14 protein-coding genes and 2 pseudogenes are annotated in these 11,680 nt (G+C 34.8%); 3 read left to right on the forward strand and 13 right to left on the reverse strand.

What is annotated here, in order from left to right; genetic code table 11:
• Positions 1-463: 463 nt before the first annotated feature.
• Together QRE67_RS16650 and QRE67_RS28710 are read right to left on the reverse strand one after the other, a co-directional pair.
• The gene (locus QRE67_RS16650) at positions 464-721 is read right to left on the reverse strand and encodes a hypothetical protein (protein ID WP_286121298.1); all 258 of its coding nucleotides are present in this window, start codon (positions 719-721) and stop codon (positions 464-466) included.
• Between the two features lie 547 nt (positions 722-1,268).
• Entirely contained in the window at positions 1,269-1,367 is a 99-nt protein-coding gene (locus QRE67_RS28710; RefSeq protein WP_353507042.1) for a dUTP diphosphatase, read from the reverse strand.
• A gap of 38 nt (positions 1,368-1,405) precedes the next feature.
• On the opposite strand from QRE67_RS28710, the gene QRE67_RS16660 reads away from it, so the two are divergent.
• Positions 1,406-1,636, forward strand: a complete 231-nt coding sequence (locus QRE67_RS16660; RefSeq protein WP_286125388.1) for a site-specific integrase — start codon at positions 1,406-1,408, stop codon at positions 1,634-1,636.
• Positions 1,637-2,198: 562 nt separating this feature from the next.
• Here the strand turns inward: QRE67_RS16660 and QRE67_RS16665 are convergent.
• From QRE67_RS16665 to QRE67_RS16675, 3 genes and pseudogenes are all read right to left on the reverse strand, one after another.
• Positions 2,199-2,867 (reverse strand): annotated as a pseudogene (locus QRE67_RS16665) (SH3 domain-containing protein); the annotation flags it as partial.
• Positions 2,857-3,045: a hemolysin XhlA family protein gene (locus tag QRE67_RS16670; RefSeq protein ID WP_286121300.1), complete on the reverse strand. Its 189-nt coding sequence runs from the start codon at positions 3,043-3,045 to the stop codon at positions 2,857-2,859. The gene QRE67_RS16670 and the pseudogene QRE67_RS16665, both read right to left, overlap by 11 nt.
• Positions 3,046-3,119: 74 nt before the next feature.
• On the reverse strand, positions 3,120-3,884 hold the full coding sequence (locus QRE67_RS16675) for an SGNH/GDSL hydrolase family protein (RefSeq protein ID WP_286121301.1): 765 nt from the start codon (positions 3,882-3,884) through the stop codon (positions 3,120-3,122).
• Between the two features lie 309 nt (positions 3,885-4,193).
• Here QRE67_RS16675 and QRE67_RS28930 point away from each other — a divergent pair.
• Together QRE67_RS28930 and QRE67_RS16695 are read left to right on the forward strand one after the other, a co-directional pair.
• A pseudogene (locus QRE67_RS28930) lies at positions 4,194-5,353 on the forward strand (IS3 family transposase).
• Between the two features lie 995 nt (positions 5,354-6,348).
• Positions 6,349-6,933 (forward strand): hypothetical protein, encoded by a 585-nt coding sequence (locus QRE67_RS16695; protein ID WP_286121305.1) that lies wholly within the window; start codon positions 6,349-6,351, stop codon positions 6,931-6,933.
• A 41-nt stretch (positions 6,934-6,974) separates the two neighbouring features.
• Here QRE67_RS16695 and QRE67_RS16700 read toward each other — a convergent pair whose 3' ends face one another.
• The 8 genes from QRE67_RS16700 to QRE67_RS16735 form a co-directional block, all read right to left on the reverse strand.
• The gene (locus tag QRE67_RS16700; protein ID WP_286121307.1) at positions 6,975-7,331 is read right to left on the reverse strand and encodes a hypothetical protein; all 357 of its coding nucleotides are present in this window, start codon (positions 7,329-7,331) and stop codon (positions 6,975-6,977) included.
• Between the two features lie 123 nt (positions 7,332-7,454).
• The gene (locus QRE67_RS16705) at positions 7,455-8,258 is read right to left on the reverse strand and encodes an N-acetylmuramoyl-L-alanine amidase (protein WP_286121309.1); all 804 of its coding nucleotides are present in this window, start codon (positions 8,256-8,258) and stop codon (positions 7,455-7,457) included.
• A gap of 61 nt (positions 8,259-8,319) precedes the next feature.
• On the reverse strand, positions 8,320-8,562 hold the full coding sequence (locus QRE67_RS16710; protein WP_286121310.1) for a hypothetical protein: 243 nt from the start codon (positions 8,560-8,562) through the stop codon (positions 8,320-8,322).
• 1 nt (position 8,563) lies between these two features.
• Positions 8,564-8,797, reverse strand: coding sequence for a hemolysin XhlA family protein (locus tag QRE67_RS16715; RefSeq protein WP_286121311.1), 234 nt, complete (start codon positions 8,795-8,797; stop codon positions 8,564-8,566).
• 51 nt (positions 8,798-8,848) lie between these two features.
• Positions 8,849-10,804 (reverse strand): hypothetical protein, encoded by a 1,956-nt coding sequence (locus QRE67_RS16720; RefSeq protein WP_286121313.1) that lies wholly within the window; start codon positions 10,802-10,804, stop codon positions 8,849-8,851.
• A 1-nt stretch (position 10,805) separates the two neighbouring features.
• Positions 10,806-11,051, reverse strand: coding sequence for a hypothetical protein (locus QRE67_RS16725; RefSeq protein ID WP_286121314.1), 246 nt, complete (start codon positions 11,049-11,051; stop codon positions 10,806-10,808).
• Positions 11,052-11,062: 11 nt separating this feature from the next.
• Positions 11,063-11,449: a hypothetical protein gene (locus tag QRE67_RS16730; protein ID WP_286121315.1), complete on the reverse strand. Its 387-nt coding sequence runs from the start codon at positions 11,447-11,449 to the stop codon at positions 11,063-11,065.
• Positions 11,446-11,664 carry a hypothetical protein gene (locus tag QRE67_RS16735; protein WP_286125389.1) on the reverse strand — a complete coding sequence of 73 codons (219 nt, stop codon included), beginning with the start codon at positions 11,662-11,664 and terminating at the stop codon, positions 11,446-11,448. Before QRE67_RS16735 ends, QRE67_RS16730 begins: the two co-directional genes overlap by 4 nt.
• Positions 11,665-11,680 lie beyond the last annotated feature (16 nt).

Raw genomic sequence — 11,680 nt, forward strand, 5'->3', positions numbered from 1 at the left:
ATGATTCCTAACACCAAGACCATATTAAGCTTTACTTTTCTAATTTATTTCATATCGCTTTAACATACCTCTTCCAAAACGTTTTCTTTCATAAAGTGAAACTTTGATCAGTAGGGGTTTTCTTCATCCCCCACCGATCATCACCCCTTACCAATTGGGCTTTTACAGGCAGTAATACGAGATAAAGTGAAACTTTAATCAGTGGGGGTTTTCTTCATCCCCCACTGATTATTAGTTGAACCAATCGGGCTTTTACGGGCAGTTTATCCCCCACCTAACTTCTTTGTTTTCTGCAGAAATTTGAGGTGGGGGTATTACTGCCCGTTAATGCGGGATAAATATATGCTTGTCTCATCCAAGCGTGCACGATGCTTCCACAATGGCATTTCTACTTATGTGCTCAATACTTACACACGTTTGTGAAAGGTTTACTCATGCAATAAAAAAAGCACCCATAGGATGCTTACACTGTTTCAACAATATAAACTAGTGATTTTTGTGAAGGAATTACGTATGAATTCCTTTCATGCCTATGAAGATAAGCACTGTACTTCTGAATGACTTTAAACTCTTTTAAACTTTTACTATTGAAGTGAGACACTCCATCACATAATACAAATATTCTGTCATTACCAAAATACAGTAAAGTAGAAATTTCTCTTTCGGTGTACGTGTCTCCTATTTCTAATTCTTTTTGGATCCTATCTTGATAAATTGACATTTGCTCACCTCCTTCTATCTTATAGATAAGATAAAGAGGATATGCCTACAATTAAAAAAAAGCGCCCGTAATGAATGCCCAGAGAAATTATTTTAATGTAGCGTAGATATCAAGTATTAGATTATAAAATTTGTGACTCCAATGTTCATTGGTATCTGCTCTAGTAGGAAAAGAAGTTCCTTTTCTTCGTAATCTGGATGCGGGGACTTCTTTTGTAGCTGAAAGTACTATCTTTAAAGAATTTAGATACCAAATAACGCTTTTATATAAATTAACTAACTACACCTTCCACAACTGTAGCTTTATTTTTTCGTTTCTATTCCGCACGAAATTTGTAACAATTCAGACACAATTATCATGTTTCTTTTCAGAAAATTCGTGTTAATATTTACTTGTTGAACCCGCCAATATTCGACAAAATACAACACGATTTCCAAACTCTTGAATCCCTGTCCTAACGGGGATTCCTCTCCTTATTTATGATTCATTTGTTGATTCCACTGAAGTTTCATTCTCTAGCTCCTTTTTGAACAAAATTCAAACTTGATTAGTATCCGTTATCTTGTCGTTTGTGGTTCTTTTCGTTTTTAGAAATATACGCTTGTATAACTTCTTTCCAATCAAATCCTAGAGATTCACCTTCCATTGATGAAGATGAATTACTTTCCCTTATTGAGCATTTAAATGGAAAAGTGGAAAGAGAATATATTGAAGAAAAAAGGCAGTATTTTAAAACATATTTTATTAATAATCTCACACAATCAAACAGACTCAATTACGATGACAAAAGTACAAGAAAGATTAGGTCATGACTCCATTCAAATCACATCAGATATTTATGCTCATATCTCAAAAAATATGGTCATGAAAAGTCTTAGTAAATATGAAGAGTTTGCAAAAGAAAATTTGCAATGAATATGGTCATTAAACGGTCGACAAAACATAGCCTGCTTTTGCGGGCTTTTCTTTATTCACAATTCTCCCTTAAAACATTTCCATTTATTTGCTATACTTGATAACGAACGATTATATTTCGCATAAGGATATATGCCGTTAAATAATTCCGACCGCTGATATAGCAATAAATATTGTTTTTTTATGTTTTGTTAATACAGATTAAAACTGATATAAAAAGAAATACATGTGGGCAAATTGTGGGGGAAACACTTAGATACTCTGTAATATTAAACTCTAAGTGTTTTTCTCTTTGTAACTTCTATTAGAAAATGTAAAAAAAGCGATCCCATAAGAAGTCACTTTTTATTTTACTTCCACATATGCGCCGTATAGAGTATATCATAGCGTTTAGATACATCTTTGTTACTCCTTTGCATTCTATCGCAAACTAAATTTGTGTTATTGTTATGTATTGTTATCAAATGTATTTATTTTGTGTTCAGTGTGTGGTCTTTTTTGTGGTCGGTGGTCTTTTTAAAATAGAGGGTCTGCTCATAGTTCAGTAGACCCTCTATTTTACTTACTTCACATATACATAGGCTTCATTAGCTGTTACATAGTATGTTGTTCCTTTGCTGTTGTGTACTTTGTATTGTGATGATCCGTTGACAGTTACTTTCGCATCAATTGTAAACCCTAATCCTGCATCTACAGAGCCAGCAACATCTTTATCCTGCCAAGATGGGGACTCATAGAAACGTAGGTTGTCCACTTTTGATACAACACGTTTACCTACAATAGATGAATCTACTGTGCTTTTCTTATTGAACTTTACATAAGAAGGATCATACTTAATCCATTGCTCCCCACCTAAATTAAGCCATCCATTTTTTTCAGCCCACACGATGTAGCTTTCTGGTTTGTTTAATTGACGAATTTTTGAATAGCTTGCATCTGGTCCTTTGCGTAAGTTGACGTTGTACCCTTCGATGTACGCAACTCCATCAGTAATAGCCGTTGGTATTTCTGCTGGTTTAGAAGGTTGTTCCGGAACAGATACATCTACACTAGAATTATTGTATGCACGTTGTACATCAGCACGGAATTGTGTTTCTGATACACCATGGCTACGTAAATAATCTAATGGATCCTCATGATCTGTACCACCTAACTTGTAAGTGATATCTTTATGTGTCCATAATCCTGTTACTGGGCTGATGCCTCTATCACGTAAAATCTTAGCCAATAAGTGCTGTTACAATTGCTCCAATAATAATTCGAAGAATCCATGTAGTGTTGGCACTGATTTTTTCAATACTTTCTTCAATTTTTATTACTTTACTTTCCACAACCGCAAGACGTATTTCCATGTTTTGAATCTTTGTTTTGTTTGTCTCACAATCTTTACATTTATCCAACGTTCTCATCTCCTTTGCAAAATAAAAAAGACCAGCTTATTGCTGCTCTTTTTTCTAAAAACCTTATTTTATTTAACAATCACTTATCGATAAACATATTTCTTTATTTCATTTTCCCATGCTTTATAGCCTTCGCCAGTTATATGAACGCCATCAACTGTCCATTCTCCCTTTAACTGACCGTCTTTATCTGTAAATAAAGAATGTAAGTTAATAAAAGTATGCCCATTTTCTTTAGCTACTCTTTCAAGTTCTTTATTCAGCCAATTGATGTCTTCATTGCTTAAATTTTTGGATTTAGCTAAAGGTTTAGTTGGAAGTATACTTTCAATGAATATCTTTGTATCTGGTAACTCTGATTTCATTTTTTCAAGAATAGCACTATAGTTTGTTACTATTTCCTCTTTTGGTGTTTTGGCTCCTAAGTCATTAATCCCAATCATAATAAATACTTTAGATGGTTTTAAAGCAACAATTTGATTTAAACGCTTCATCACACCAACAGTTGTATCCCCGCTAATTCCACGGTTATATGTCTTAACATATGGAAAGGCTTCTCCCCATTCATTAAAATTCGTTAAACTATCACCTAAAAACACCACTCCAGTGTCTACAGATGTAGCATTATTGAATAAAGATGTTCGCACTTTATACGATGGAGAACGTTCTCGTTTGTTGTCATTACTATCACTTGTAGTTGACGAAACTTCAGATGATTCTATTTTGTATTCTGGAGATGCTACTACTTTTCTATCATCACTTATATTTGAATAAACAAAATAACCACCTACTAGCAACAATGCTGTGTTTAATGCTATAGATATAGTTGCTATCTTCTTAAAATTCATGTTAGTAAATCCTCCTAGGTAAACTTCATTAAGTTAAATTTAACATACTAAACAATGAAATTATATATCGTTTCACAACAGCAATTTTAAAAAGGATCTCTATATCTACTGTTTGCGCCCCTTTCTGAAATAAAAAAGAGAGACAGTTGTCCCTCTTCGTTTTAAAAGCATTTTGTTAAAGATACTTAATGTACAATTCCATCTAAAAATGTGACTAAGCATTCATCAAAACATAAAGGTCTGATGCTAGACTAAAAAGTAGACACGGATTGTTATAATAAAAGAAATAACAATTAAGAGGTGTGTCTAATGACTAGAGGAAAAGGAAAACGTTATGATGAAACATTTAAACAAGAAACAGTAAAGTACATCTTAGAAAACAATAAACCAGTAGCTCAAGTAGCTAGGGAAACTGGGATAAATGAGAATACTCTACATGGTTGGGTAAAGAAATATAGTCAACAACCTGAAATCAAAGCTGTACAAACATTTTCTACACCTGATGCTGAATTGAGAGCTATGCAAAAACAGCTACGCGATCTACAGGAGGAAAATGGAATCTTAAAAAAGGCGATGCACTACTTCGCGAAAAGCCCTCGGTAAAATATGAATTTATTCAAAAGAATTGCTCCCATTACCGAGTGGAGAAGATGTGCTTAATTTTGGAAGTCTCAAAAAGTGGTTACTTTAAATGGTTAAAGCGTCCAAAAAGCAATCGCAAAAAAAAGCATGAAAAGCTAACTCAAAAAGTTTTACAAACTCACCTAGAACATAACCAGCGATATGGCAGCGTAAAAATTGCCAAAACATTAAACAAATGTGGTGTAAAAGTAAGTGAGCGAACTGTTTCTCGTATCATGACAAACAACCAATGGAAGTCTTGTACGGTTAAAAGATATAAAGCGACAACAAATTCAAAGCATTAACATCCCGTAAGTGAAAATACTTTGAATCGCCAATTTAATCCTGACAAACCAAATCAATCTTGGGTAACGGACATTACTTATATTCCAACCAACGAGGGCTGGTTGTATTTGGCAAGCGTAATGGATCTCTATTCACGAAAAATCGTTGGATGGTCAATGGAGAAAACGATGACTAAAGAGTTAGTAATCAGTGCCTTAAAAATGGCTTACAAGCGTCAGAAGCCAGAAAAAGGGTTAGTTCATCATTCAGATCGTGGTGTTCAATATGCTTCCAATGAATATCAAAAACTATTAAAAGAATATGAAATGATCGGTAGTATGAGTCGAAAAGGAAACTGTTATGATAACGCATGTATTGAATTGTTTCATGGAATTCTTAAGCGAGAATTAGTCTATCAAACGAGGTATAAAACAAGAATTAAAGCAAAAAAGTCCCTCTTTGAATATATCGAATTCTTCTACAATTCAAAGAGAATTCATTCAACGATTGACTACTGTACACCAAATGAATACGAACAACAATATTACATTCAAGTAGCTTAAGATTAGTGGAGAAATCTGTGTCTATTTTCTTGACGTAGTATCAATTCACACATCAGTAAAAAGTTAGATAAAGAAGCAATGAATAAATTCGAGGAGCGTATGCGAGATGTTCTTAAATAATTTTTCATTTATTTGTGGGCATTTCGTGGGCGCAAAAATAAATCACTAATCCCACAAATAAAAAAGACCCCGATACCGAAGTATCAAGGCCTCTCACTCTTAATAAAGAGTCATATATTGATCGCGTTCCCATTGGTGAACTTGTGTGCGGAACAAAAATCACTAAAGATTTATATCTATTAAGCTATGCATAAATGTTGTAGCACCAATGTTTAACGACAATTGTTTGTATATTGACTTTCGATAATATTCGTTTGCTTTTGAAATAAATATGGTCAAAATATGGTCATTAAACGGTCGACAAAACATAGCCTGCTTTTGCGGGCTTTTCTTTATTCACAATTCTTCCTTAAAACATTTCCATTTATTTTCTATACTTGATAACGAACGATTATATTTCGCATAAGGATATATGCCGTTAAATAATCCCGACCGTTGATATAGCAATAAATATTGTTTTTTTTATGTTTTGTTAATACAGATTAAAACTGATATAAAAAGAAATACATGTGGGCAAATTGTGGGGGAAACACTTAGATACTCTGTAATATTAAACTCTAAGTGTTTTTCTCTTTATAACTCTATTAGAAAATGCAAAAAAAAGCGACCCCATAAGAAGTCACTTTTTATTTTACTTCCACATATGCGCTGTATAAAGTATACCACATCACTTATAAGCGTTTATGTCATTCTATCGCAAGAGAAAATAAATTTATTGTTGTGTGAAGATATATAATGTATTTATTTTATATTAAGTGTGTGGTCATTTTTGTGGTCGGTGGTCAAATACAAAAACGTGGTGAATAATATAAACGCTAAATATCCCAAAAGTTTGATATAATGAATCCGTTATTATATATCTGGAGGGAAAGAATATGAAAAAACCTTTTTATAAAAAGTGGTGGTTTTGGGTTATTATTTTTGTAGTCTTGGGTGTTCTGGGAACTAACATAAACAATAAAAATAAAGATGCGAAACCAGCTGTAGCTGAAACCAAGAGTAAAGATACTAAAAAAGAAGCTAAAAAGACAGGGTTAACAGTGGATGAATACACTAAAAGAATCAATAGTGCATTGGATGAAATGGGTGACAAGACAAAGTTGAAAATTTCTTCATCCGAGGTTGTGGAAGACGGAAGAACAGCTATAGCTTTATCGAACAATATTTTTATCTTTCTAGAAACTGATAAGGATAAGATTATTAAAAAGGTTTCATTAGGGATGACTTCTAAAGCTTATTTTACTGAAATGGAAGATTTTAAATTCGCTTTCTTATTATTAATAGGAACAGTAGATGAATCTTTAAGTTTCGGTGAACGTAATTTAGTTAAGCAAGAACTTGGTATCAGTGACGAAAAAGTATTTAGCAAAGACCATACAAAGTCTTATAAAAAGAACGGAATAATGTATACATACAAAGGAAACATTAAAGAAGATTTTATTTTACAAGCAAAATTTTAGAGGAATAAAAAAAGCCCTTCTCACACGAGAGGGCTCTTATACTACTCTTCCAAACTAGCTGCCATTTCTTCCAAAACGTTTTCTTTCATATATAGAAACGCCGCTTCCTCATCCTTTGTCATCCCTCTTTGAGAAGACATTCCATCTAATAATAACCATTCCGCATCACCAACGATGTTTCTGTATTTCACCTTGTCCTCTTCGTGTAACAACATCGCTAACATTTCTTCAGTACTGGCGATAGATAGTGTTCTCCCACTTTCATCAACAAAATAAACTCCTATGGTATCAATTGCTTTGTAAATTTCAAAACGATATTCTTTGTGGCCACGTTTTACTGCCGCATGATAAAAAGTTAGTTGCTGCCCGCTAGACATCGATAATTCGTATAGATTCAATATCTCCATCTCCTTATGTAATAGTCAGTTACATGTAAAATTTTAACAGACATATATTAAGAAGATGTAAATTGGAAGTTAAGATAACAAAAAAAGCCGACTCATAAGAGCCGGCACTTTTTATTACTTCACATGTACATATTCACGCGCTTTAGTGATATAAAAATATTTACAACGATAGAATTCAGGTAACTCTTCTAAAATCGTAAATGCTTCACCTTTTTCCACGGTCTTTAATACTGCTGATTCGTCCCAAGATGGACGACTTCTTACGTTAAGACCATCATGATCAACTACCACTAATTTACCTGTGGCGTTTGCTCCTCCTGGTTGTGGATTAGATGGTTGTCCCCCTCCCATTTCATGAAGCTTAAATCCGAATACTTTGGAATAAGCACGTGCATATACCCATGCAAGCTTATCTAAGAAACCACCGTTCCCACCGTTTTTTAATAGATTGTTAGTCATAAGGTTGTCAATAAATCCATTTTCATGGAGAAACGCATGCATATGAGTTTCACGAAGTACAGCAAAGTTATCTCGTCTTACGCCTCCTCGTCCAATGCCAAACTGCTCAAAGAACGGATAAATTTCATTGAATAGTTTCCACGCAATATCTTCAGTAGATTTTGGCGCATTAGTATGGATATAAATTGTATATCTATTACCTCCACCGGAATCGACATGATAAGAGTTAAAGTAATCTGCTCCCCATTCATTAGCTCGTCTAGCACGCTCAGATAACCCTACATACTCATCTGTATCTCGAGTAGAATTAACTTCTACACCTTCTGTTTTATTCGCTAAAATCCAATCAATACGATTCCCTAGGTTCAATACAACGTCTTCTTCTGCTAATCCAAATGAAGCTGCACCAGGATCATATCCACCGTGTCCTTCATCATTCAAAAGTTTAAGTTTAACCATTATTCAACATCTCCTTCTAATTTAGTGAAAACAAAAAGAACACTGTCTAATGACAATGTCCTTACAGTAAACCTTTATTTTTAAGCGTCTCTTTTTGCTTCTGACGGTTTTTTGATAGATACGTATTAGTTACCATTGTGCCAATTGCAATTCCCCAACAGACGAAGCTCACGACTGCACTAATGATATCATCAGTAATGATATGATATCCTAGTGAGTCCATAAGTAATTTGATAGAGCCTAAAAAACCAAATAGCAAAATAGAAATCTCAGGATTTACGTATTTTTTTAGTATTTCATTCATGTTACACACCTCCCTTCAGTAACAAGCCAATAAGCGCTGCTACAATAGACCCTATGATGATTCGAAGAATCCACGTAGTATTGGCACTTATTTTTTCAAGCTGCTTATTAATACTCACGATATCTTTTTCATTGACAGTAGTACGTGTTTTGAGGTTTTGAATATCTTCCCGCATATCTTTTTGTTCGGACTTTATTTGTTGGATCTCTTGCTTTAAATCGAGAATTTCTTGCATTGTTCTCATCCCCTTTTTAGCCATAAAAAAAGAAGCACATGTATGCTCCTGTTACCTTGTGGCTGACAATATTCTTTTTGCTGGTTTGTTCCCAAGAGCTGGTTTAATATTTAGTGCTGGGCGGTTGACTTCCATGTATGGTTCAAAAACATAGAATTCTAAACCCTCATAAAGAAATAGGTTTTTCCATTCAAGATAACCTGTCGCATTACCATTAACGTTGTTGTTATCTATTGTAATTATCACGCTTGTTTCATCTATTGGCACTGTGAAAACAAAGTATGTTGAACCTGATCCACCTGTCGATGTACCTGCAATTAACCCATCATTGGAACCTCTTCCAACTCTAATCCTTTGTTTTGTTGTATCGTATGTTCCACCTACACGATACATAGTGTTAGGTTTTAGGTTATATATTTTAATGCTTGAACGTCTGTATGTTGCTTCGAAAATTCCACCTATTGTGTAATCATCTTTTACGACGAAAGGTGCGAGAATGTCCCACCGTCCACTTGTGAATGGCGGTATTAAATTCTTCCCTGGCACCAACTTAGCTTTTCGATTATCTAGTCGATAAGGTTCGAATGCAGTTACTTTGTCCCCTTCTTCCACCATCAATTCATGGAAAATAGTTCTTTCTGTACCTCCTTTTCTAGTAGCGAGGTTAAAATATAAACTATCTGTATTAGCTGGGATAAGGTAAAACTTTGATTTTGCTGTATCACTAGTAATACTAGTATCACTTATTGTATAAGTGCTTCCAGCTTTACCGATGAAATTGATGTTAGCGTTCTGCAAGAACGAAGCACTAACTGTAATTGTCTTACCACGAACTCTATTTAATTCCTCAGGTGTGAAGAAGTATTGCACGCCACCACTAGAAACATCCCCTTCAAATGATAGTTCGCTAGGTGTTTGTTGAACGTCATACGCCCAATTTGGGTTAGTTGATAACTTAATATTTTTTAAGTTAATAACATTCTTACCTGGCACCAACTTAGCTTTTCTATTCTCACCTTGCGTATCTAGGAAGTAGGTGGTATTTCCGTTACGGTCTTTAATGATGAAGGATTGGATGGTACTATTCAAAAAACCAATATCATTGAACCTTCTACCGATGTGCAATTTCGTTATGTTAGATGTTCCAATATGCGCCCCTTGACCCACTAACAAATCATTTACATATAAATAACAAGACGCGTTATTCCATTCTAAGCGAACTTTGTTCCTCCCTTCGACTAATGGAGACGACACACGGATTCTTTCTGTACCTTGTAGATACACCATCAAAAAAGAATTTTGTCGGAATAGCAACCACCTTGCACCATCTGTATCGAAAATAAATTGGTCTGATTCATTATATTTATAATCAGCGATTACTTCGATACTTCCGCCTGCTCCATCTAAATTTATAGAAGTAGTTAACTTTTCCATTTTACGTTCCCCGATTGTCTGGCTTGTTGGATATGGTTTAGGCTCAACCTGTAAACCCGCAATATAGAAAGATACTACATCGCCATTTACTGTGGTAGGCGGAAAAATAATTGCTTGCATATTGGTAATAGGCGTTTCTCGATATGTGATTTCGTTCCACTCTCCTACTTTTAAGTTAAGAAAAGTTTTGTCGATCCCTGTGCCTGCACCACCACGGAACCCCACGCGAATAGAATTATGTTTAGAATCTGTTGGCATTATATAAAAACGTAAAGTATGCATTACATTAGACGCCGTAATAGTGCCATGCATTGTATACGGTGTACTTGCATTGTTTGTATAAGTAACTTTGTAAACGTCGTATTTGCTCGGATGTTTAACATCTGTTACCAACTCTTTTTCACTTGATGACCATGTTCTTAAATCGGGATTAATTATATTTATCGTCCCTTCCTCAACCATAACCCCGCCATCTTCAGTGATTCGCGGCTGGTTCAATCCGAATTCACCTTCTACGCTTTCACGTTGAAAAGAAAAGTTATAATTTTTAACTGCACGTTTTAAGAAAGGCATATTACATGCCCTCCATTTGCTCTGTCTCATAAGCAAGAATCATAGAAGCTGTATCACCATTGATTTTCGTTGTATTTGCACTGTTATCATTGTAACGTTGTACCAATCCTTGTGTTGTCAGTACTCCTTCATTCACTGTAGGAACGAATGCACTTTGAATCGCTTGTAATTTTGTTTGAATTTCTAAAATCTCCGACTCCGATAAGGTCATAAGACCGCCAGTGGAAGGTGGATTTTCAAATAACATGTTCCTCACTCCTATGCTTGCAATAGTGTATAAGTTGTTACAGTTCCGGTTGCTGTCAGGTCCACACGTACCCATGGCAAAGCGACTTTTGCTCTGGCGATCTTTGTTGTCGAGAAAGATTCATCACTTACTACAGTAGCTCCATCATTTGACCATTCCAATTTAATCGTTCCGGCAATATTGCTGTTTACTGTAATCTCGGAATAGGATCCAGTAGCTGGGTCAATACATTTGATCCATGCAGATTTAGAAGCTGCCGGATTAGATACTGCATTATGTGTTTGGATTAATTGTGATAATCGTCCTTGTACTTCCACTGGAACCATAATCTCACTATCTGCAATACTTATAAGTCGTGCCCAATCTTTGACTGTTTCTATGAATTTGTTACCAATCATTCAATCACTTCCACTTCTGGTTGCTGGGATACTGTTTCGATTGGAATAACTTGTTTAATATCAATTTTAGAAAAAATTAATTGTCCAATTAAAACAGTCATTACATCATTACTGTTTAATTGTTCGTTTAATTTTTGCGCTTCTTCAATACCGTATTTTTCTACCTGTACTGTATGTTTTACTCCACCATGTGTATGGATTTCAACTGTTTGCATGTTCAACCATCTCCTT

The organism is Bacillus sp. DX3.1 (assembly GCF_030292155.1).
In the GTDB taxonomy this organism is placed as follows: Bacteria; Bacillota; Bacilli; order Bacillales; family Bacillaceae_G; genus Bacillus_A.